Origin of the sequence: Streptomyces sp. NPDC051664 (assembly GCF_044453545.1) — a bacterium.
In the GTDB taxonomy this organism is placed as follows: domain Bacteria; phylum Actinomycetota; class Actinomycetes; order Streptomycetales; family Streptomycetaceae; genus Streptomyces.
On the sequence record NZ_JBITCU010000036.1, the window covers coordinates 42,227 to 63,376 of the forward strand.

The 21,150-nt window shown below is 68.8% G+C and carries 22 protein-coding genes and 4 pseudogenes; 9 read left to right on the forward strand and 17 right to left on the reverse strand.

Annotated features, from left to right (window positions below):
• Nucleotides 1-492 precede the first annotated feature (492 nt).
• Nucleotides 493-1,230 carry a polyprenol monophosphomannose synthase gene (locus ACIA8E_RS35940; protein WP_399304674.1) on the forward strand — a complete coding sequence of 246 codons (738 nt, stop codon included), beginning with the start codon at nucleotides 493-495 and terminating at the stop codon, nucleotides 1,228-1,230.
• Nucleotides 1,231-1,436: 206 nt separating this feature from the next.
• Nucleotides 1,437-1,634: an alpha/beta hydrolase gene (locus ACIA8E_RS35945; RefSeq protein WP_399304676.1), complete on the forward strand. Its 198-nt coding sequence runs from the start codon at nucleotides 1,437-1,439 to the stop codon at nucleotides 1,632-1,634.
• 41 nt (nucleotides 1,635-1,675) lie between these two features.
• Here ACIA8E_RS35945 and ACIA8E_RS35950 read toward each other — a convergent pair whose 3' ends face one another.
• Both ACIA8E_RS35950 and ACIA8E_RS35955 read right to left on the reverse strand, forming a co-directional pair.
• On the reverse strand, nucleotides 1,676-2,041 hold the full coding sequence (locus ACIA8E_RS35950) for a PH domain-containing protein (RefSeq protein ID WP_030931508.1): 366 nt from the start codon (nucleotides 2,039-2,041) through the stop codon (nucleotides 1,676-1,678).
• Between the two features lie 135 nt (nucleotides 2,042-2,176).
• A pseudogene (locus tag ACIA8E_RS35955) lies at nucleotides 2,177-2,794 on the reverse strand (phosphoribosyltransferase); the annotation flags it as partial.
• Between the two features lie 101 nt (nucleotides 2,795-2,895).
• Here ACIA8E_RS35955 and ACIA8E_RS35960 point away from each other — a divergent pair.
• Nucleotides 2,896-3,696 (forward strand): HAD-IIA family hydrolase, encoded by an 801-nt coding sequence (locus tag ACIA8E_RS35960; RefSeq protein WP_399304678.1) that lies wholly within the window; start codon nucleotides 2,896-2,898, stop codon nucleotides 3,694-3,696.
• Between the two features lie 199 nt (nucleotides 3,697-3,895).
• On the forward strand, nucleotides 3,896-5,512 hold the full coding sequence (dacB, locus tag ACIA8E_RS35965) for a D-alanyl-D-alanine carboxypeptidase/D-alanyl-D-alanine-endopeptidase (RefSeq protein ID WP_399304680.1): 1,617 nt from the start codon (nucleotides 3,896-3,898) through the stop codon (nucleotides 5,510-5,512).
• Nucleotides 5,513-5,689: 177 nt separating this feature from the next.
• Here the strand turns inward: dacB and ACIA8E_RS35970 are convergent, their stop codons facing one another.
• On the reverse strand, nucleotides 5,690-6,352 hold the full coding sequence (locus ACIA8E_RS35970; protein ID WP_399304682.1) for a CAP domain-containing protein: 663 nt from the start codon (nucleotides 6,350-6,352) through the stop codon (nucleotides 5,690-5,692).
• A gap of 469 nt (nucleotides 6,353-6,821) precedes the next feature.
• Nucleotides 6,822-7,446, reverse strand: a pseudogene (locus ACIA8E_RS35975) (DUF72 domain-containing protein).
• A gap of 134 nt (nucleotides 7,447-7,580) precedes the next feature.
• Here ACIA8E_RS35975 and ACIA8E_RS35980 point away from each other — a divergent pair.
• Complete coding sequence (locus ACIA8E_RS35980) at nucleotides 7,581-8,318, forward strand: PP2C family protein-serine/threonine phosphatase (RefSeq protein ID WP_399304684.1); 738 nt, start codon at nucleotides 7,581-7,583, stop codon at nucleotides 8,316-8,318.
• A 144-nt stretch (nucleotides 8,319-8,462) separates the two neighbouring features.
• Here the strand turns inward: ACIA8E_RS35980 and ACIA8E_RS35985 are convergent, their stop codons facing one another.
• The 4 genes from ACIA8E_RS35985 to ACIA8E_RS36000 form a co-directional block, all read right to left on the reverse strand.
• On the reverse strand, nucleotides 8,463-8,801 hold the full coding sequence (locus tag ACIA8E_RS35985; protein WP_030972661.1) for a P-II family nitrogen regulator: 339 nt from the start codon (nucleotides 8,799-8,801) through the stop codon (nucleotides 8,463-8,465).
• Entirely contained in the window at nucleotides 8,798-10,120 is a 1,323-nt protein-coding gene (locus ACIA8E_RS35990; protein WP_399304686.1) for an ammonium transporter, read from the reverse strand. Before ACIA8E_RS35990 ends, ACIA8E_RS35985 begins: the two co-directional genes overlap by 4 nt.
• Nucleotides 10,121-10,381: 261 nt before the next feature.
• Nucleotides 10,382-11,650 (reverse strand): ATP-binding protein, encoded by a 1,269-nt coding sequence (locus ACIA8E_RS35995; RefSeq protein ID WP_399304688.1) that lies wholly within the window; start codon nucleotides 11,648-11,650, stop codon nucleotides 10,382-10,384.
• A 34-nt stretch (nucleotides 11,651-11,684) separates the two neighbouring features.
• Complete coding sequence (locus ACIA8E_RS36000) at nucleotides 11,685-11,828, reverse strand: hypothetical protein (protein ID WP_399304691.1); 144 nt, start codon at nucleotides 11,826-11,828, stop codon at nucleotides 11,685-11,687.
• Between the two features lie 294 nt (nucleotides 11,829-12,122).
• On the opposite strand from ACIA8E_RS36000, the gene ACIA8E_RS36005 reads away from it, so the two are divergent.
• Together ACIA8E_RS36005 and ACIA8E_RS36010 are read left to right on the forward strand one after the other, a co-directional pair.
• Entirely contained in the window at nucleotides 12,123-12,347 is a 225-nt protein-coding gene (locus ACIA8E_RS36005) for a hypothetical protein (protein WP_399304693.1), read from the forward strand.
• A gap of 1,051 nt (nucleotides 12,348-13,398) precedes the next feature.
• Entirely contained in the window at nucleotides 13,399-13,752 is a 354-nt protein-coding gene (locus ACIA8E_RS36010) for a hypothetical protein (RefSeq protein WP_399304696.1), read from the forward strand.
• Nucleotides 13,753-13,855: 103 nt separating this feature from the next.
• Here the strand turns inward: ACIA8E_RS36010 and ACIA8E_RS36015 are convergent, their stop codons facing one another.
• From ACIA8E_RS36015 to ACIA8E_RS36025, 3 genes are all read right to left on the reverse strand, one after another.
• Nucleotides 13,856-14,164, reverse strand: coding sequence for an SCO5918 family protein (locus tag ACIA8E_RS36015; protein ID WP_399304699.1), 309 nt, complete (start codon nucleotides 14,162-14,164; stop codon nucleotides 13,856-13,858).
• Between the two features lie 364 nt (nucleotides 14,165-14,528).
• Nucleotides 14,529-14,732, reverse strand: a complete 204-nt coding sequence (locus ACIA8E_RS36020) for a cold-shock protein (protein ID WP_014047008.1) — start codon at nucleotides 14,730-14,732, stop codon at nucleotides 14,529-14,531.
• A 397-nt stretch (nucleotides 14,733-15,129) separates the two neighbouring features.
• The gene (locus ACIA8E_RS36025) at nucleotides 15,130-16,062 is read right to left on the reverse strand and encodes a hypothetical protein (protein WP_399304702.1); all 933 of its coding nucleotides are present in this window, start codon (nucleotides 16,060-16,062) and stop codon (nucleotides 15,130-15,132) included.
• 248 nt (nucleotides 16,063-16,310) lie between these two features.
• On the opposite strand from ACIA8E_RS36025, the gene ACIA8E_RS36030 reads away from it, so the two are divergent.
• Nucleotides 16,311-16,574 carry a hypothetical protein gene (locus ACIA8E_RS36030; protein WP_399304704.1) on the forward strand — a complete coding sequence of 88 codons (264 nt, stop codon included), beginning with the start codon at nucleotides 16,311-16,313 and terminating at the stop codon, nucleotides 16,572-16,574.
• A gap of 206 nt (nucleotides 16,575-16,780) precedes the next feature.
• On the opposite strand, the gene ACIA8E_RS36035 is transcribed toward ACIA8E_RS36030, so the two are convergent.
• The 4 genes from ACIA8E_RS36035 to ACIA8E_RS36050 form a co-directional block, all read right to left on the reverse strand.
• Entirely contained in the window at nucleotides 16,781-17,062 is a 282-nt protein-coding gene (locus ACIA8E_RS36035) for a hypothetical protein (RefSeq protein ID WP_399304707.1), read from the reverse strand.
• Nucleotides 17,063-17,344: 282 nt separating this feature from the next.
• Nucleotides 17,345-17,509 (reverse strand): hypothetical protein, encoded by a 165-nt coding sequence (locus ACIA8E_RS36040; protein ID WP_399304710.1) that lies wholly within the window; start codon nucleotides 17,507-17,509, stop codon nucleotides 17,345-17,347.
• The gene (locus tag ACIA8E_RS36045; RefSeq protein WP_399304713.1) at nucleotides 17,506-17,856 is read right to left on the reverse strand and encodes a serine hydrolase domain-containing protein; all 351 of its coding nucleotides are present in this window, start codon (nucleotides 17,854-17,856) and stop codon (nucleotides 17,506-17,508) included. The genes ACIA8E_RS36040 and ACIA8E_RS36045 overlap by 4 nt, the downstream gene beginning before the upstream one ends.
• Nucleotides 17,857-17,891: 35 nt before the next feature.
• Nucleotides 17,892-18,389: a hypothetical protein gene (locus tag ACIA8E_RS36050; RefSeq protein ID WP_399304716.1), complete on the reverse strand. Its 498-nt coding sequence runs from the start codon at nucleotides 18,387-18,389 to the stop codon at nucleotides 17,892-17,894.
• A 613-nt stretch (nucleotides 18,390-19,002) separates the two neighbouring features.
• Between ACIA8E_RS36050 and ACIA8E_RS36055 the strand changes: the two are divergent.
• Nucleotides 19,003-19,275, forward strand: a pseudogene (locus ACIA8E_RS36055) (acyltransferase); the annotation flags it as partial.
• Nucleotides 19,276-20,234: 959 nt separating this feature from the next.
• On the opposite strand, the gene ACIA8E_RS36060 reads toward ACIA8E_RS36055, so the two are convergent.
• Both ACIA8E_RS36060 and ACIA8E_RS36065 read right to left on the reverse strand, forming a co-directional pair.
• Complete coding sequence (locus tag ACIA8E_RS36060; protein ID WP_399304719.1) at nucleotides 20,235-21,011, reverse strand: ABC transporter permease; 777 nt, start codon at nucleotides 21,009-21,011, stop codon at nucleotides 20,235-20,237.
• Nucleotides 21,008-21,150, reverse strand: a pseudogene (locus tag ACIA8E_RS36065) (ABC transporter); the annotation flags it as partial. The pseudogene ACIA8E_RS36065 and the gene ACIA8E_RS36060, both read right to left, overlap by 4 nt.

Here is a 21,150-nt window from a genome sequence, read left to right on the forward strand (position 1 = left end):
GAGGCCCATCAGCAGTGCCAGCAGCGCGGGTAATAGGCCGGCCCGGTATCGGGACAGCGGCGCGGAGAGCCGTTTTGCACCTGGTTCGTGGCGTCTCTCGGGACGACGCGTCGCGCGCAAAGCGGCCGGAGTCTGCGGAAGGTTGATGGCGCACTCCGATTCGGCGGCGAAAGGGTGCAACGGACCCGGGTCTGCGCGCCCGTCAGCGTACCCAACACCCGGGAAGTCCGGGAAGAGTCAGCTCTGTTCCCGCACGGAGCATGCGGAATCGGGATGGCCTTTTTCTTCGATTCAGGCCCTTGAAACAAGTGGCGTGCTCGCGTATCGACTTCTGCCGGGTCCGTATCGGCAGGGACCTTGCGGATCGGGTGGCCGGTGCGATGCGCGCAGCTGCCCGGACGAACTCGCGGAGGTGCCGTTCCCGACTGCTAGGCTCGCGCGGATCAAGAGCGTGAATCACCAGCAAATACCTGAGAACGCAAGGGAATGGTCGTGGAGAAGACTTCCTCGAAGGTCGTGGTGGTCGTCCCCACCTACAACGAGCGGACGAACCTGCCCATCCTCGTCGATCTGCTCACGGAACTGCACGTACCGAACCTGCATATTCTCGTGGTGGACGACAACTCGCCCGACGGCACGGGCGAAGTCGCGGACCGGCTCGCAGCCGAGACCTCGGGCCTGGTCGGCGTTCTGCACCGGACGGAGAAGAACGGGCTGGGCCGCGCGTATGTCGCCGGTATGACACGCGCGCTCGAAGAAGAGGCGGACGTCGTCATTCAGATGGATGCCGACCTCTCCCATCCGGCCTCGGTGGTCCCGCTCATGGTCGAGAAACTCTTCGCCGACGATGCCGCTGTCGTGATCGGCTCCCGCTATGTGGAGGGCGGTTCGCTCGCGACCGAGTGGCCTTGGCACCGCAAGGCGCTCTCCGCCTGGGCAAATTTCTACGTCAACGCGATTCTGCGGCTGCACGTGAGGGATGCCACGGCCGGTTTCAAGGCATGGCGTGCGGACGCCTTGAAGGCGATCGATCTGCCGTCCGTCCGCAGCAACGGGTATTCCTTCCAGGTGGAGATGAACTACCGGACGGTCAGGCGCGGACTCAGAATCGTCGAGGTGCCGATCAGATTCGAGGAACGGGTCAACGGCGAATCGAAGCTCGGGCTGCGCGTACAGATCGAGTCGGCGATCGCACCGTGGAAGCTGCTGTTCGGCAGGAAGAACGGCTGACTTCGGGTCGCTCTCCGGGCGGCCGCAGGTGGTGGAACGTTCCCTGCCCTGACCGCCGGTGGGCACCGGCCTTCCCGCCCCGTGGCCCGGCCCGGCACTCGGCTGACCGCCAGTGACCGTCCCGAGGAGCGCCGCGGCACGTTGATCGTGATCCCCGGCGGCCCGGGCAGCGGCTGACGCAGAAGGGGGCGGCACTGCAGAAGGAAATGGTGGGGGCGTACGACCTGGTCGGCCTCGATCCGCGCGGGACCGGCGGCAGTACGCGGGCGAACTGCGGGCTCGACGAGGACGACCGGGAACACGGCGTCTACCTGGGCAACGGCAACGTGTGCGGCACGGGCAAGGTCACCGAGTTCCTCACGACGGGGGCGCGCCCGGCGGAGGACGCGTACTGCACGGACTGAACGGGCGAAGCAGGGTCCCGCCCGCGCAGTCGGCGGGACCCCTACTTCGCCACGAACTGGGTGAGGATCGCCTGCACCTCGTAGATGTCGACGCCCTTGGTGAAGGTCTTCTGGATCGGCAACGAGGTGCCCGAGACCCAGATCTTGAGCTCCGCGTCGAGGTCGAACGTGCCGGCGGTCTCCACGGCGAAATGCGTGATGCTCCGATACGGCACGGAGTGGTATTCCACCTTCTTGCCGGTGATCCCCTGCTTGTCGACGAGAAGGAGGCGCCGGTCGGTGAAGAGGATGGTGTCGCGTATCAGCAGGTACGCGGCGTGCACCTGCTCGCCCTGGCCCAGCAGCCGTGCGAAGTCCTGCTGCGCCGTCGCCGTATCGATGGTGTGCGCGTTCCCGAACAGTGCCATGTCAGCCCCCCATGTACTCGAAGTTGCATGTTTTTCGCACTGTATACGGGTCTGTACGGCGGCACGGGTGAACCGACGGAGCGGCTCCGGGCGGCTCCACCCGGCCCCGCACGGACCAGGGTGGCTCTACGCCTTCAACAGGGAGATGACGTCCTCGTCGGGGGTCTGGGAGAAGTCCCGGTACCACTCGCCGACGGCCGAGAACAGAGCCGGCGTCGAGAGGCAGACGACCTCGTCCACCTGCGTACGCAGGTGGGCCACCGTGTCCGCGGGAGCCACCGGAACGGCCAGTACCACGCGGGCCGCGCCCTGTGCCCGTACGACCTGGCAGGCCGCCGAGGCCGTGGCACCGGTCGCGATCCCGTCGTCGACCACGATCGCGGTACGGCCGTCGAGCGCCAGCCGGGGCCGGTCGTCACGGAACTGTTCGGCCTGCCGTACGAGTGCCGCCTGCTCGGCGCGCTCGACGGTGGCGATGTCCGTGGGACTCAGCCCTCCGCGGCGGACGACGTCGTCGTTGATCACCCGCACACCGCCCTCCCCGATGGCACCGAAGGCCAGCTCACGGTGGTACGGGACACCGAGCTTGCGGACCACGATCACGTCGAGGGGGGCGCCGAGCGCCGTGGCGACCGCCGCGGCCACGGGGACCCCGCCGCGCGGGAGACCCAGCACCACGGGTTTCTCCCCCGCCAGATGCCTGAGGGCTTCGGCGAGGCGCTGCCCCGCATCCGTGCGATCGGTGAACAACACAGTGGTTCACCCCCGACCCAGGGGAGACAGTGACCACGTACGTACCTACTTCGAAGCAACCCCATGTGCGGCGGTCCCGCAAGTCGGCGACATTCGACCTCATGGAAGGAATCGGAGTGTCCGGAGCGGCCCTGATCGACATCGACGGCGTACTCACCGTGGACTGGCAGCCGCTGCCCGGCGCTGTGGCGGCCATGGAGCGGCTGCGTGCCGCCGGACTCCCGCTCGCCCTGGTCACCAACACCACGTCCCGCACCCGCGCCCGCATCGCCGCGAAACTGGCGGGGGCGGGCTTCCCCGTCGGCGAGGACGACATCCTCACCGCACCGTCGGTCACCGCCGCGTATCTGCGCGAGCACCACCCCGGCGCCCGGTGCGCGCTGCTCAACAGCGGCGATGTCCGCGAAGACCTGGCGGGCGTGACACTCGTCGACGTGGTGGATGGCGCCCGGGGGAACGTGGACGTGGTCGTCGTGGGAGGCGCGGGTGACGCGTTCAGCTACGCGGCCCTCAACGCGGCCTTCCGCCACCTCCAGCGTGGCGCCGGGCTGATCGCGATGCACCGGAACCTGTACTGGCGCACGTCGGAAGGGCTCGACCTCGACACCGGGGCCTTCCTCCCGGGGCTGGAACGGGCCGCCCGGGTCGAGGCGGAAGTCACCGGCAAGCCCGCCGAGGCGTTCTACGCCACTGCGCTGGCCCACCTAGGCGCCGTCGCGTCCGAGACGCTGATGGTGGGCGACGACATCGAGACCGACGTCCTGGCGGCGCAGCGCTTCGGTATCACCGGCGTACTGGTCAGGACCGGCAAATACCTGCCCGAGACACACAGGTCCGCCACCGGCACCCCGGACCACGTCCTGGACTCCTTCGCGGACCTGCCCGCGCTGCTGGGGCAGTGAGCTGCCTGCGGGCGCTGCCGGAGGGGTGAAGCCGACGCCCCCTCGCGACCATACGGGCGCATCCGGCCGCCCCGTCCCGCGACCGTCCGGGGGACCCGCTCGCCGCGCCGAATCGTTCCGCCCTTCACGGCCCATAGCCTCGGAGCACCCTCTTTCGGTCCCAGTGAGCACCGCGAACCACACACCACGTGGAGTCCGCATGTCATCAGCCATCACGCCAGGCCGGAGCAGCGGCCGGAACAGTCAGCGCGTCCTCACCGTCCTCGGCCTCCTGCTCGCCGGCAGTGTGGCCGCGTTCGGCCTTGCCTGGGTGACGCCGTCGAAGGAGCTGGCCGGCCTCGACCCGCGCATCGCGTCGATCATGAACAAGCCCTACTACCCGCATGCCCAGTGGGGGCTGTTCCAGCAGAACCCGGCGACCGGCGAGATCGTGCAGACGCGCTCCGCCGACCAGTTCTTCATCCCCGGGTCGGTGGCCAAACTGTTCAGCGTCAGCGGCACCTGGCACACCCTCGGAAGCGATCACCGCTTCGTCACACCGGTGCACGCCGTCGGAAAGCGCCAGGGCGCGACCCTCACCGGGGACCTGGCCCTCGTCGCCCAGGGCGACCTGACCCTCGGTGGCCGTACGCGTGCGGACGGCACCGTCGCCTTCACAGCCATCGACCACACCTACGCCGACGACGTTCCCGGAGCGACCCTCACCCCGCAGAACCCGCTGGCCGGCATCGACCAATTGGCCCAGCAGGTGCGCGCCTCGGGGATCACCAAGGTGGACGGCGACGTGATCGTGGACGCGCGGCTGTTCCGCACCGACCCGGAGCTCGATCCGACTCCGACGCCGCTGATCATCAATGACAACGTGATCGATCTGCTCACCACCCCCGGCGACGGTCCGGGCGCGCCGGCCCGGCTCGACTGGCGTCCGCACGTGGCGTCGTACACCGTGTCGTCCACCGTCCGTACCGTCGCCGCCGGCAAGCCCACCGACATCACGGTCAAACCCTCCGCCGACGGCACCCGCATCAAGCTCTCCGGCACCATCGCCGCCGATTCCGACCCGGTCCTGCGGGTGTCGGACATCCGCGATCCGAACGCCTTCGGCCGTACCGCCCTGATCGAGGCACTGAAGCGGGCCGGGGTCGAGGTCACCGCCAAACCCGTGGGACCCAACCCGGCCGGCCGGCTGCCCCGGTCGTACGGGGACGGCGCGCCGGAGGTGGCCCGGTTCACTTCTCCGTCCTACGGCGAATACGCCCGGCTCATCCTCAAGGTGAGCCACAACCTCGGGGCGAATCTCGGGATCTGCCTCATGGCTGTCAGCACGGGCAGTTCCCGGTGTGCGGACGGTTTTCCCGTGTTCGCGAAGTTCCTGGACGTCGCCAAGGTGGACCGCAAGACGGTTCAGCTCGCCGACGGCCGCGGCGGCGACCCGAGCGACCGCACCACACCCCGCGCCGTCGCCCGGATCCTGACGTACTGGCAGGGCACCTCCGACGCGACCCGCTTCCGGGAGGCGCTGCCCACGCTGGGCGTCGACGGGTCCCTCGCGTTCTCCTGCCGGAGCTGCCCGGCCCGCGGCCTGGTCTCCGCCAAGACGGGCACCGTCGCGGGTGGCGATCTCGTCAACGACCGGCTGGGCGTGGGCGCGGAGACCATCGCCGGGTATCTGGAGAACGGCAAGGGGCATTACGACGTGTTCTTCGCCGGGGTGAACGGTGCGTCGGCGCCCGACATCAAGGGCGTGCTGGCGATCGGGAACGACATGGCCGACATCGCCGCGTATCTCCAGGAGGGCCCGAGCGGCGCCTCCTGACGCCGGCCCGGGGAACCTTGATGCCGGGCCGCCGGGCCGCCGGGGCCCGTCCCGTCTGCGCCATGACCCGCCGACGGTCGCCCACCCGCACGGAAACGCACCGATGGTGAAGGCCCGGCCGGCGAACCGGTCGGGGCCTTCGTCCGAGGGAGGAGGCGCACCGTCCCCGCGGTGTCCCTATCGGGCCGTGCCGAAGTCCTGGGTCCAGTAGCTGTCGGGCTGCGCGAGGCCGATGCCGATCTCCTTGAACGAGCAGTCGAGGATGTTGCGCTTGTGGCCCGGGCTGGACATCCAGGCCGCCATGACCTTCTCGGGCGTGGAGTAGCCGTAGGCGACGTTCTCGCCGTAGGCGCTCCAGCTGTAACCGGCACGCGTGATCCGGTCGCCGGGCGACGACCCGTCTGAGCCCGTGTGGGACATGTTCGCGTGGGACGCCATGTCCTTGCTGTGGTCCTGAGCGGCCTTGGTCAGCTTCGCGTTCATGGTCAGCGGGGAGCATCCGGCCTTGCTGCGCTCGTTGTTGACGAGCGTCAGCACGCGGGCCGTGGCCCCGGATGCCGGTGCGGTCGTAGCAGGTGCGCCGGGAGACGCGGTGGTCTGCGGCGCGCCGGGAGTCGCAGTGGGGCTCTTCGACGCTCCCGCAGTCGGCTCATGACCCCAGGACGAGCCCGTCCACCGCTGGTGGGAGCTCACGTTCTCCCAGTGGCCGGAGGGGCGGCCACCCGCATCACCCTGAGTGCCCAGGCAGGCCATGGCGGCGGAGGGCACACCCACGGCTCCCACGGCGATGACAGCGATGGCTATCGGCCGGTAGTACGACTTCCTGCGGTGCTTCCTCATGCGTGACCTCGCTCGGTGATCGCGGAGCGCCCCCAGGGGGGTCCGGCTCTGCCCAGTTCCTGCACCAGGGCCGCGGAGACGCCTTGCGGCCGACATTCTTGGAACTGGTGTCGGGCTGCGGCAACAGGCGGCAGTACTACCTCGGCCCGTAGCCATGGACGGCTCTTGAAACGGGCGCGCAGGCGTGCTGGTCCGGCTCACGGGGTGGCGAACAGGTCCGTTGGCCCGTCAGAAGCCGTTGTTCGCCGCACGAACGGGCGAAAGTGTCGAGCGGGTCGAATACCACTCGATCCCGCTCGGAGTATTTCTGCATCAAGACGGATAAAACGCACTATGCCGTCGAGCCTGGATCTACTATTCGACGACCTGAGTGCCAAAAGTCTGTGTGGCTGATGTCACGGGACGACGGGTGAACCGGCCTCGCCGTGCCGCCGGTGACGCAGGCGATGGTTCCGGTCTCCCGCTTCCGTCAGGACGTGGACCGTGCCGGCGGTGCCGGAGGCGCACGGCTCACCGTCCGGCCGAACGCGGCCGCTGCCCGCGCGAACATCGCGGCGTCCACGACGGCCGCGCCGCCCAGGTCGTTGTTGAAGTACACATACACATCGTTCTTGTCGGGCCAGGTGTCGACGATGCGACGGGCCCGGGACTTCAACGCCTGGCGGCCGTAGCGCGGCGGCGGCTCTGCGATGCCGCCGTGAAACCGTACGTACCGTTCCTAGCCAGTGTGCGACGGCAGTTGCAGCAGCACGGGGTCCCAGGCGGTCGCCGAGACCCTGGGCGTGATCCATCAGCCGATGCACCGGTTCCTCGGGGTCGCGCAGCCGCTTCAGGTGGGTCAGGTAGCGGCCGGCCTTGACCGCCATGACGAACCCCTCCGGGGTCCGCTCCCGCCAGGAGGCGAAGATCTCCGCAGTTTGAAGCCGGTAGAAGGCGTTGTTGTTCTCCACCGTGCCGAATTGCCGGGCGTACTCCTCCAGCCACAGCCGCTGCGGTTGCCCGGGTGGACAGAGAGCGCCGCGCCAGTCCGTGTACTGCCGGTCCGATGCCTGCCCGTGAGGCCGAAGGCCGTAACGCCGGCCGTAGCGCCGCACCCGGCGAGAGACCCACGTGGAGCCCTGTCTGCCGGTCGACGGGAACCGGGCGGCGACGAGGGCATCCGTCGGTTCGCAGCGCCACAATGGAGGTGCGGGACGCGCCTGCCGTTGCGGAGAAGCGGGACCCTCTGATGCCGTACGTAGCTGTCACTGCACTGAGTCACACCGGGCTGATCCGCGATCACAATGAGGACAGCCTCGTTGTCGGACCCTGGACGCTGTGCGGCACCGTGACCGAGAACCCGCAGACGCTGCTGTTCCCTCTCGGCGCACCGCTCGTCGTCGCGGTCGCTGACGGTATCGGCGGGCAGCCGGCCGGCGAGGTGGCCAGCGCGCTGGTCGTCCGCCGGCTCGCTGCGACCGGCCCTTCGCTGGACAGCGAGGAAGCCGTTCGTGACGCTCTGAAGGCCTGCAATCATGCGGTGTACGCAGCCGCCGTCGGCCATCCGGAGCTGGCCGCCATGGGAACCACGGTCGCGGGCGCCGTCGTACTGGCGGAGTCGTTGCTCGCCTTCAACGTCGGCGACAGCAGGGTGCTCGACGCGACTGACGGACTTCGCCGGGTGAGCATCGACGACAGCCCGCCGCCGGCGCCGGGCCGGCGCACCACGTCGCTCATCACGCAGGCGCTCGGTGGCGCCTCCCGGTACAGCGCCGTCACGCCCCACGTGACGACGTTGCCGCTGTCCGCAGGTGATCGTTACCTGGTCTGCACCGACGGGCTGACCGACCCGGTGACGGAGGACGAACTCGACAGCCTGCTGCGGGTGCACAACGACGGCAGGGCCGCTTTCGAGCTGTGGAAGGCCGCCATCGAGGCGGGCGGCCCCGACAACATCACGCTGGCGGTGGTACGCATCGGCGAGTAGCGGCCGGCGGAAGCGGGAGTTCTTGATCCTCGACGCCGCAGGTCAGCCCATGTCCGATGCCGTAGAGCCGGAAGCCGATGGGGCGGGAGTGGTTCGGTACGAGCACCGTCAGCCGCCCTCGGTGGTGACCGCGACCGGCACCGCCTACAGCGCGTCCGGGCCCCGCTCGCCCGTGCGGACCCGCACCACCGTGTCCACGGGCACCGCCCACACCTTGCCGTCGCCGATCTTGCCGGTCCGGGCGGCGCGGACCACCGCGTCGATGACCAGGTCCGCGTCCGCGTCCTCGACGACGACCTCGATGCGGGCCTTGGGCACCAGGTCGACCCGGTACTCGGCGCCCCGGTACACCTCGGTGTGGCCGCGCTGACGCCCGTATCCGCTGGCCTCCGTAACGGTCAGTCCGTGCACGCCGAGCTCCCGCAGTGCGGTCTTCACCTCGTCAAGGCGGTACGGCTTGACGATCGCGGTGATGAGCTTCATGTGGCAGGGCTCCTGTCCTTGGAATGAGGTGTCGAGAGGGCCAGGGCCTGCGGGGCGGCATGACCCAGGACGCCGTGATCGTAGGCGCTCTCCGCGTGCATCGTCTGGTCCAGGCCCGTGAGCTCCTCCTCGGTGGAAGCCCGCACCCCCATCAGCCTGTCGATCGCCTTACCGATCCCGTAGGTCACCAGGAACGTGTACGCAGCCACGGCGAGGACGGCGACGGCCTGCCGGGCGAGCTGGCCCGAGCCACCCCCGTAGAGGAGACCCTCCTTGCCGCCGGTCATCGTGGCCGTCGCGAACAGGCCGATGAGCAATGTGCCGACGACACCTCCGACGAAGTGCACGCCGACCACGTCCAGCGAGTCGTCGTAGTCGAACCGGAACTTCCACGCGACCGCGTACGAGCAGACGACGCCGGCCGCGAGTCCGACCACGGCGCCGCCCAGGATGCTGACCGTGCCGCATGCGGGCGTGATCGCCACCAGTCCGGCGACCGCGCCCGACGCCGCGCCGAAGGTGGTCGGGTGGCCGTCGCGCTTCTGCTCGACGAAGAGCCAGCCGAGCAGGCCGGTGGATCCGGCGACGAGGGTGTTGAGGAGCGAGGCCGCTGCCAGACCGTTGGCGCCGAGGGCCGAGCCGCCGTTGAAGCCGAGCCAGCCGAACCAGAGCAGGCCGGCGCCGGTCATCACCATCGGCAGGTTGTGCGGGCGCATGGCGTCCTTCTTGAAGCCGATGCGCGGGCCCACCACCAGGGCGAGTGCCAGACCCGATGCTCCGCACGTGATCTCCACCACGAGGCCCCCGGCGAAGTCCAGGGCGCCCAGGGAATGCGCGATCCAGCCGCCGGGTCCCCAGACCCAGTGTGCGACGGGAACGTATACGAGCAGGGTCCACACCGGCACGAGGACCAACCAGGCCGCGAACTTCATGCGGTCCGCGATCGCGCCGCTGATCAGTGCCGCCGTGATGATCGCGAAGGTGAGCTGGAAGGTGGTGAACAGCAGGGTGGGGACGCTGCCGGTGAGGGTGCCGGGGCCGATGCCCGTCATGCCCACGTGATCGAGGTTGCCGATGAGGCCGGCGAAGACGTCGTCGCCGAAGGCCAGCGAATAGCCCGCGACCAACCAGACGACGGTGACCAGCGCGATGGAGACGAAGCTCATCATCAGCATGTTGAGGACGCTCTTCGAGCGGACCATGCCGCCGTAGAACAGGGCCAGCCCGGGAGTCATCAGCAGGACGAGCGCGGTGGCGGCGAGCAGCCAGGCGGTGTCGCCTGTGTCGAGGCCTGCCGCGGTCAGGGTCGCGGGGGTCAAGAGGGAGTCCCTCCTCGGGGCGGCGTGGGGGTCCGGCGACAGAGAGGGTGGCCGGGTTGCGTTTCGTAACGAACACCCATGCGTTTCCGGCACATTTCATTGCGCGGAGGTGACCGAATTCTCACAGCGGCCGCGGTGGGCGCGGGGTGCTGCGACAACCGTCGCAGGACCCGCTGCACGGCTCGCGTGACGTGCGTGGCGAGGTGTCTGTTCCTGGCTCGCGCTCGGGTGCCGGAGCGAGCGTCACGCGCGAGCCGGCCCTTAGATGCGGGCGAACCTGTCGCTCTGGTCGGAGAACTCCTGGGCCATGGTGCTGCTGACCGTCGGCTTGGTCGCGCCGATCGTCTCCAGGTAGTCGTCCGTGGTGGGGCGGGCCCGGGTTCCGGTGTCGATGGTGCGCTCGAACTGGGCCTGGGAGACGGTGCGCGCGACGTGGGCGATGTCGGCGGGAGTGAATCCCCCACTGGCGGACGCGAGTGCGGCGTTGTCGGCCTCCGCGCCCGCTCGTGCCAGGTAGCTCTCCCACAGCGCGGCCCGGGCCGTGTGGTCGGGAGGGCCGATGGGCAGTACGTAGTCGAAGCGACCGTGCCGCAGGAAGGCCGGGTCCAGCGTGGTCACGTTGTTGGTGGCGCAGACGAGCAGTCGGCCGTCCTGGCTGCGGAACCGGACGATGGCCTTGAGCAGCTCGTTGACGATGCCGACCGCGGTCGCGTCCGCGCCGCTGCGTTCGGCGGCGATCTCCTCGACCTCGTCGATGAAGACCAGTGCGTGGTCGAGCTGGGCGATCTCGTCGAACCGTCGGTTCAGCCCGGTCGCCAGCCCGTATTCGGCGGCGAGACGCGCGGGGAACAGTTCGACGAAGGGCCATCCCAGGCGGCTGGCGATCGCGTGCGCGAAGGTGCTCTTGCCCGTCCCGGGCGGACCGAACAGCATGACCGCGCGTGGCAGCTCCACCCCGTGCTGGGCGGCCAGTTCGGGATGGGCCAGCGGCAGGACCAGACGCCGCTCGATGAGCTGCTTCTCCCGTTCCATGCCCGCGACCTTCTGCCACAGTCCCCCGGGCGGCAGCTCCGCTCCGAGCGCGGCCAGCATGCTGATCGCTTGGGGGGTCACGGGCCCGCGCTTCTCGAAGAACACCAGGCCGGAGCGGGTGCCGAAGTCACAGTTGTGCAGAGCGGCGGCACCGGTCTCGCCCTCGGGCAGTACCGCGTGCACCGTCCGGACACCACCGGCGAAGAGCCGGTGCTCAAGGGTTGTGATCAGGGCACTGCCCAGACCTCGATGCCGCCAGGACGGGGCCATACAGATACGCAGGATCCACGCCCGGTCGCCTTCCACCCTGCTCACCGCAGCCCCGATCATCACATCGTCCGCCATGGCCACCACGGCCGGATGAAGGGCTTGGAGGGCCGCCACGGTGTCGGAGAGCTGGAAGAGGGGAGGTTCTCCGGTCGTGCCGCTCTCCGTGTCCAGGAGGATCACCGCCTCGAGATCGTCCTGGGAGTAGTCCCTGACAAACCAACTCGTCATGATCAGCTCCGAGTGCTCGGCCGTACTCCCATCATCAGCCGCAGCCCGCGGTACGCAGCCCGGGCGCGTGGCGCAGGCTGCGGCCTGCTGTGGGACCGGCCTGCTCGGGGGTCACCCGAGCCCGGTGGGCGCGCGGGAAGCGGCCCGGCTCGCCGTCGTTCTGCTGCTCACTCGTCATGCCCCTCCGGCCCTGAAAATCCTTGTCCAGCCCTGAGCCGATACGCGCCCCTGGGGTGCCGGGCGGCGTGCGGACCGCTCGCACCCCCTGGGGTCACGGGAACACTGTCCGTCCGGGCGCGGACGGGGACGGGCCGCGTCTCCGTCCGCGCCCGGGGACGTCTGTGTGCGAGGGCGACGAAGCGATCAGCCGATGCACACAGCGATCAGACAGATCTGCGTCGGAGATGTCGGATCACCCGCCGACGTGATCGGCAGCAGGTGCACAGCCGACGGGCCTGCGCCGGAGTGTCCGGTGGAAGCGGGCGGAGTCGTCTCCGGGGCCGGGGCGGCCTGGGCCGGGGTCTCGGCGGTGCCCGTGTGCGTCCCGTCGGCCGACTCGGGGGTGGTGTTCGGCGTGGTGCTCGAGGTCGCGGGAGCGGGGGCCGTGGCTGCGGCTTTCGGCTGCCGGCTCGGCGTCGCGGTGTGCGGCACGGCGACGGTGGCGCTCCGGTGTCGGCTCGTCGTCGCGGGGCGGTGAGGGCCGGGATGCCGCGGAACCTGGGTGTCCGGTTGCTCCGATACCGAGTCGGTGGTCGCTGTCCGGGGTGTGGCCGCGGTCACCGGCTCCGGCGGTGATGCCGCGTGTGTGTGGCTGTTGGAAGACCTGGTGGCCGGCAGCGCGGCGACGGTCAGGCCGCCACCGACAAGGGCAACGGCCGTTGCGGCCACGGCCCGACGCTTGTTCTTCTTCCAACGCGCCAGCTGCCGACGCCGAGCCGCCCGGCCCTGCCCGGTGGAGGCAGTGCCTTCGGGGCCGCTGGACGAACCAGTGGCCGATGCGTCCACCATCGCGCCTCCGGGCGCGCCGCTGCCGATCGGGTTCGCCTCGGCGTGATGAGTGCCGGTGTAGGACCCCGGAGCAGGCCACTCCTCCGCGCGCCAGGCCTGAATCGCCGTTGCGGCGGAGGCGGCCGTGCCGTGGGAGTGACGGGCGGGCGGGGCAATGTCGGGAGCGTATGCGCCGCACCCCGGACACACGAGCGCCCCATTGAGGATTCGGCGGCACGCGGAGCAGTAGTCCATCTGCGATCTTTCTGTGATGGCTGCGCCGCCAGGGACGCCGGCGACCTGTCTCGAGTTCGCACGCGGGATCGAGCGGGCAGTAACGCTACTGGCACCCGCCGCAGGTGATGCGCAGCCCTTGTGACGCTGCTGCAAAGATCTGCCGACGCTGGTGCGTCCTGCTCCCGGACATGTCGTCACGAATGCCGGGATGAGCGGCTGGGCTTCGCCGGCCTCGGGCCGCCGGACCGGGGGCTTTTGCGTGGAGCGGGTGAAGGGAATCGAACTCGCGCTCCGGGCTCGGGAATTACCCGCCGGCGATAGGTGGGTGGAGGAGGTGTGGGTGCCGCCCTCGCCTTCCCGCTCTGCGCACGCCTGCGTCCACAGGCCGGGGCCCGCTCCGAGCGCTGATGGGCTCAGTCGGAGATCTCGTCGGTGTCTGCCGCGGCGCGGCGGTCTTCGGCGTTCAGCCGATGGCCCCATTGCCGAAGCTCACCGGACGGTCCCGGTGAATAGAATCGGCTCTCATGTCGAAGCCTGACGAATTGCTCGTCGATGTCGCCGCCTTGGTGGAGACCGGGCAAAGCAATCAGATGTCCCTGACCGTGGTCACCGGTGGTGCTGTCATCACCGGTCGACTGGCTCCCGAAGCCGTTTGGCGACAGCGGGTGTCGGAGGTCCTGACGGATTCGGCCCACCTGGGCGAGTTCGCCGGCACCTTCACCGCCTCCACACGGAAGGACGGGCCCCCTACCCATCTGCACTTCCACGTCGCACGGATCCTGCAGGGGGCTGTGGGGATCCCGGAGACGGGCGGGATGTACCGGGTCTCGATCGAGGACGTCGGCGCCTGGACCGTGGGCGACTTCAGCTACCACTGAGCCCCGCCAGGACGGGAATCGTACGACACGCGAGGAGGCCCGGCCGGCGCGCGCCGACCGGGCCTCCTCGCTGTTCAGGTGTTTGCTTGCGCCTGTCCGTCGGTCAGACGGACAAAGGCGTGCCGAGCATCGCGGAAGCTTGCTGGAACGGGCTGAGGACGCGGGCGGGTGCGGCCTTGGGGAGGGTCCGGCAGGTGAATCCGAGGTGGGCCATGGCCCGGACGACTTCACCGGCACTGAAATCACGGCGGTCCTGGCGGGTGACGACCTCACCCACTTGCTTGACGGGGTACTGGCGGCGCCCGATGGTCACGGAGTCGCCGGTGATCGGCTCGGGCTTGACGGACTTCATCGATTCCAGCACGCCGCTCTTGGTCAGCTCGAACGGGAAGCGGGCGATGACACAGCGCATGATGCCTCACAGGGAGTGGAGGAGAACGGTCCGGGCGGGGTGCTGCGGTTCAGCGGGAGCAGCACGGTGAATCGCGAGAACGGGCCGAAGTGAAAAGCGAAAGCCGATCCGAGCGGAAGCAGAAGCGGCGTCGGTCGCTGAAATGCGTGCAGAGCCTCGGGCGGCAGGGTCGTATTTCCGGAGTGGAATCTCATACGGAACATGCGTCTGGAGCCGGATAGGGCGCCCCGTGCGATGAGGCTGCGATTCCGCGGTGCTTGCCGCTGGCGGTGCCGTTGGCTGTGGGGAGGGAAGCACCCTCAGATGAAACGAGCTGGGTCCCGCACCCCAAGGTGCGGGACCCAGCTCGTACTACGCGTCAGCGTCAGGCGGGAACGATGTTCTCGGCCGTCGGGCCCTTCTGGCCCTGCGCGATGTCGAAGTTCACCTTCTGGCCTTCCTGCAGCTCGCGGAAGCCCTGGGCGGCGATGTTCGAGTAGTGGGCGAACACGTCAGCGCCGCCACCGTCCTGCTCGATGAAGCCGAAGCCCTTTTCTGCGTTGAACCACTTCACGGTGCCAGATGCCATGTCGAATCTCCTTCGGGGCAGTGCTCGGGGTCCGCACTGTGCGGACTCCGCGTCGCGTGATGATTGCCCCGCCCGGAAAATGACCGGAAATACAAAAGCGCTCCCAACGGCAGGAAAAACCGCTGGAGGCACTTGGAGTTTTTGGGAACCACAACTGCAACTGAGATCGACAGTAGCACGGTGGGATCGGCCCCGCGTGGTGAATGATTTCGCTCGGCTTGTTGTGTGAGATACCCTCATTGCGCCTTGTTCTGATTTCTCACTTCGCGACCACACATATTGGTTCACCGTGAACGAAGTGTTTCTGCGAAGATGCCGTCCGCGTGCCGAGGGTGCGGCCGTACGCCCACCTGGACGGACGGCCGCCGAATCCTGCTGGGGCCGGGGCCCCGCGGTCCTAGTAGGCCAGCCAGTCCGTGAGGGTCACGGGGCGGTCGGTGATCACGCGGAGGTTCCCGCTGTCGGCGGCGTCGATGACATAGACGCCACTTGTGCCGGCGAAGTCGTCGACGGCGTTGAAGGCGATCCGGCTGCCGTCGGGGGAGAAGACGGGGTTCTGGATGCCGGAGAGGGGCATCGGCCACTGCGGCTCGGTGGCGGCGCCGGTCGCCACGTCCGTGATGCGCAGACCGTGCCCGGTGGACTGGACGACGCGCAGCCCGTCGGGGGACCAGTCGGCGGGCGTCGACCCTGCCTGGTGGTCGGTTGTGACGGCGCGGACCTCACGGGTGGCCAGGTCCAGGATGTAGACGTCGGAGCCGGACTCCCAGCCTTCCGGCGTCTCGTACGAGGTGGCCTTCAGGAAGGCGATGCTCCGGCCGTCCGGGGAGAACGTGCCGCGACTGCCGGAGGTGAGCACCTCGCCACCGGTGCCGTCCGTGGCGATCCACTCCAGGCCGCGTGGGCTGTCGTAGACGATCCTCTTACCGTTCGGGGACCAGTCAGGGTGCCCGACGTACGGCGCGGTGGCATCCTCGGGCTGGACGCCCTCGGCCAGGACGCGCCGATCGCTGCCGTCGGCCTCGGCGATCACCAGGTCGCGGGCGTACATGCAGCCCTCGTCCTGCGGTATGCAGGTGTCCCGGCGTTGGATGTACGCCACCCGGGAGCCCTTGGGCGAGACGACCCCGTCCTCCGCGGCCTGGGCGAACGTGGTGGCGACGGAGCCGGTCGCCGGGTCCAGCGCCACGGTGGCGGGGAACCCCGCAGAGTAGTCCGTGGCGGTGATCCGGCCGGCCTCCACCGTTCCCCCCGCGCTTGCGGTTCCCGACAGTGGCAGGCTCGCCGCAACCGCGAGCCCGACGGTCAACGCAACATGTGTGAAGCGCACTCGCGCTCCTTCCTTGATTCAGTGGACCGGTCGTACCGGCCCACTGAACAGAGCGCCGGACGATCAAGAAACGTCACGTCCGGGGTTTCCGCATGTCCGTGAACCGTGATCGCCCGGTGTCTCCCGTGACTCCGCGCTCGCTCGAGTCTGAAAGCTTGACCAGGGGCGGCTGCGGAACGTCACTCCGATGCTGCTTTGATCAGCGCGTGACTCCTGCTGATGACCCGACTGGCGACAGACCGGGGCGGATGAACCTTGCCGTCGCATTCGGTGGGGTTTCCGTTGCGTTCTGGTTCTGCTGCCCGTTCTGGATGCTCGTCTGGCTACTGGCCTTGCCGCTGGGCCTCACAGGCCTTGTCCGGGGTTCCATCGAATACCGCGCTGCGGCGCGTCAGAACACGAGCCGCACTCAGCCTCTGGTCGGACTGGTGCTCTCGTTCGTGGGTACATCGGCTGCGGCCGCGTACATGATCTTTGTCCTCACACATCCGGACCTGCCGGTTCAGGACTAGCCGGGTGGCAGGTGGCATTGGGCGGGATGCCCTGAGGCGGCTGCGAGCGATCCCACGCCCTACCTCCTCAAGTCGCCTCTGTGCGAAAGGACTTGACGCCCTGGTCCGCGACTGCCTGGCTCTGCCTGGGGCGAAGGTGGTCGGATGGGAGCGCCGGTCCACCCTGAGGTCGGCAAGCCGACCGGCTCAAAACACCCGCAGTGACGTCAGCCGGCCTTGGCCGGCCGCCTCGCGACCACCATCATTGCCGAGCCGATAAACCCCCCGGCCACTCCCAGGTGGCCGATCGGGAAATGCGTCTTGGGGCTGTCGAATATCTGGAGGGCGAGGCACGCGGCCATCAGCAACGACGCGTACCCCCACAGGCGCGGCCGGAACACCTTGTTGCGCAGCCACGGCAACACCCACCCTGTTCTGATCGCCGCGATTCCCTCGACCGTCGCCAGCGTCGACATGACCGCAAACGGCACCACCACGTACCAGCGCATCTGCCCCACCCATGGGTGCATGGCCCCCATGGGGCCGAACGCCGCCGATCATGGCACAGCCGTTCTACCCGTTGGGTCCCACTCGTTGATGAGGCGAAGTCGGAAAGTGCGGTGAGGGGTTGTCGAGTAGGGGGCACCACCGGATTCCGTAAGACGCGCTGCGCACGGGCCCGGGGATGATCCGGTTGTTCGGGGGCGAGGGACATGCCGGAACGGCGGTCGGAGCGATGCGGACGGTGCGGGTGCCCTGGACCCCTCGACGCTCGCAGACTGTGCCTGTGTTCAGCCGTTGGGGTAGGCCTGTGTGACGAGCTTCTGGCGCAGGACCGTCCACTGGGCCGTCATGTCGTGGACCATGTACAGGTCCCTGCGCCTGGTCCATGCCTGGCCCGACTCGGGGTCGTAGGTGCCCGGCATCTCGAAGCCGTGCGGTGCGTATGCCGTCATGCCCCGGTCGCGCGTGGTCTGGGTTGCCTCACGGTGACCTCCCCGAGTCGGCCCAGGAGGGCCTGCAGCGCGTCCTCGTCGAAGGCCGCGTAGGGATCGGGGCCGGTCAGGCCCGGTGGCAGCCGTGACAGGCCCGAGGTGTGGTCTGCCAGGTTCCGTAGCGTGATCCCCGATCCGGGCGGTGTCGGGAGCCATTGCTCCACCGCGTCGTCGAGGCCGAGCAGGCCTGCCCGGACCATCCGCACCAGTACGGTGCCGGTGAGAACCTTGGTCAGGGACCCGATCTCGACGAAGGCGGCCGGATCGTGCCCGTGCCTGGCCAGCGGCGGAGCCGAGCTGCTGAGCACGCAGACAGGAACGGGCCGCAGGGACAAGCCCGCCATCAGGACTGAGCCCACTGCTGGAGAAGAGTCTCGCGCTCGGCGGGGCGCGGAGTCTTTCCTGCACCGTGTGCACGCCCCCATGCGCTGAGGACCGCCGGGCTGAGAGTCCCGGCGACGAAGCGGTCCAGTACCTGATGGGACAGCTCGACCTCACGAGGGGTGTACGCGCCGGCGGCGGCCGAGTGCACGAGCAACTCAGCCACACCGTCGGGTGCTTGGACACGTACGGTCATCTCGGCGGGTCCCTCCGGTCCGCCCAGCCCCATGGCCCCGAGCACCACGTCCAGCGTCATCGACAGCTGCCGGCCGGGGGTCGCTCTCACCGGCGCACCGACGACGGTTACCGAGCTGAGGTCGGCCCACTTCCAGGTGCCGGACCGGGGTCCGACCTCGTCGAGGCCCGCGGCGGCCAACCGGACACCGGGGGCCGACTCGCCAGGTGGTGCACCGAGGTGGACCGCATCCTCGGAGACGTAGAACAGCCCGACCATTGCCACAGTTGACTCCACCGTTCGCGTATTGCCATGGGTTCGATCTGAAATGGCCGCTCAGACACGCGACCTGACGATCAGCCAGTATTTTCCACCGCCCCCGGGCGGCCGTTTCGCAGGCGTCCTTTTCCGGCCGCCGCAGCCGTTCGCGCAGGGACCGCTCGATCCGGGCCTTGGCACGGGTCGCGAAGGCCGCACGCTCTCCGAGCGGCCGGCTCAGGAAGATGAGGTCACACGCCACCATCGTCAGGGCGAAGCCGGTGAGCCCCATGAAGAATCCGATGGACACATGGAATCCGATGGACGCAACGGCGGCCCCTGGGCGCAGCCTTGGCACCAGGATGCCGAGCGGGAAGTACACCAGGAAGAAGGTGGTCGAGTAGGTGCCGACGAAGACCAGCATGTCGTTGCCGTAGACCAGATCGGACACACCGGGCAGGGAGAATTCGGGAATGCGCATGATGTAGAACAGCGCCGTTCCGTCCTGCCACAGCTTGCCCTGGACCTTGTACAGACCGCTGGTGACGTACACCAGACAGATCTGGGTGGCGATGGCGAGTACGCCGAGGTTGTGAAGCGGAGCCTGCAGCGCTCCGAGGCCCTCGGGCATCCGACGGGCGGCTTCACCGATCACATCCGCTGGAAGCGGCTGGTCACCGCGGGCTTCCTGACCTACCCGCTCTACCTGATGCACTACGTCATCGGCACGACGCTGATCAGCCGCCTGCACGACGCCATGGACGCCCGGCTCCTGGTCGCCCTCGTCATCGCCGGCTTCCTGGTCCTGAGCTGGCTGGTCCATCGCCTCGTGGAACGGCCCGCGGCGCGGCTGCTGAAGCGGGGGCTGGAATCCTCCTTCACCCGGCTGCGCTCCTTCGGGCACGCGGCCTGACCCGTCATCTCCGACCCCGCGTTCGACCTGCCACACCCACGGCACCGAAAGCGGCAAAGGGGCCTGGGAGAATACCGGCTCCTGAGCCGGCGCTCCGTGTTCAAGTTGCCTGGCCCGGTCCATACTTGACGCGTTGAATGTCGGGTGATGCTTGACAGCCGACCTGTGTCTGGTGGCTAGATTTCCCTCGTGCCGGACTACGCGTCGTCCAACGCCAACGCCGAAGAGAGCGCCGCGCTCCCCTCTTCCGCAACGCCTCGGCGAGTCCGCTTCCTGACGACCGCCATTGTCGCCGGTCTGGCAGTGATCACGGTGGTTCCGGCCGTGCTGGCAGCGCCCCTCTCCGACGCTTCCCCGATCATGATGACAACGGGTGTCATGGCGGGCTTCGGTTGCCATGCTCTGCCTTACCTGTGCATAGCTCGGAAACCATGGCGCAGGCATGGGACCGACTCACGGTTCTTCACCGCGCGTACGTGGACCGGACATCGCACGATCGACCTGCATGCCCTGCGGAGTGTGCGGACCTGGAAAGAGGTCCACCGCGGGGGTTCCACCATGCACATCATCATCACCGACGTCTCCGGTACCCGCCTGAGCTTCACCGGTGACTCCGCCCCCAAGGGGCATCGGCTCGTACGGTGGTACGCGTGGGAACGGCCCCGGACGGTGCCTGATGCGCAGCCGGTGCACGTTACGCGGCTGGCACTGGCCGATCTCGGCATCAGGCCACTTCCCCGCGTGCTGTCGGTCGTACGATCTCTTCTCAGCCTGGGAAGGTCGGTGCTTCTGATCGTCGGCCCCATGATGGTCTCGGCGGTCATAATCTCTCGCTGATCAGGCACGGCACCCTCTCGGCGTTGCCCACACCGACGGGGCGGCGTACGCCGACGTGGTGTCGGAGTACGCCGCCCTGGGGCGGGACGAGTTGCGGGAGGCGGTCCGCGCGCTCATGTCGCCTATTTGGGGTCGCGGTTGAACTGTGCCTTGGACCAGCGGTAGCCGAGGACGGTCAGGCCCAGGCACCAGGCGAGGGCGATCCACCCGTTGTTGCCGATCTCGGTGCCGAGGAGGAGGCCGCGGAGGGTTTCGATGGCGGGGGTGAAGGGCTGGTACTCGGCGATCGGTTGGAACCAGCCGGGCATCGAGTTCAGGGGAACGAAGGCGCTGGAGATGAGGGGAAGGAGGATCAGCGGCATGGCATTGTTGCTGGCGGCTTCGGCGTTGGGGCTGCCCAGGCCCATGCCGACCGCGATCCAGGTGAAGGCCAGGGCGACCAGCGCGAGCAGCCCGAATGCTGCCAGCCATTCCAGGACCGTGGCATCCGTGGAGCGGAAGCCCATGGCGACGCCGACTGCCCCCACGAGGACCACGCTCATGATCGCCTGCAGCACGCTGCCGGCGACGTGCCCGAACAGCACGGAGCTGCGGTGGATGGCCATGGTGCGGAAGCGGGCGATGATGCCTTCGTTCATGTCGGTGGAGACCGAGACGGCGGTGCCGACGACGGTCGAGCCGATGGTCATGAGCAGGATGCCGGGGACGATGTAGGCGATGTAGGCGGAGCGGCCCGCTCCGCCGCTCATCGCGTCGCCGAAGATGTAGACGAAGAGCAGCAGCAGCATGACCGGGGTGAGCAGCAGGTTCAGGGTGAGGGACGGGTAGCGGCGCGCGTGCAGGAGGTTGCGGCGCAGCATCGTCGACGAGTCGCGTACGGCGAGGGAGAGGGAGCTCATCGGACAGTCTCCTTGGGGTGGTTGGCCTGGCTGGGCACGCTGGTGCCGGTCAGGGCGAAGAACACGTCGTCGAGGTCGGGGGTGTGCACGGTCAGCTCGTCCGCCTCGATGCCGGCGGAGTCCAGCTGGTCGAGGATGG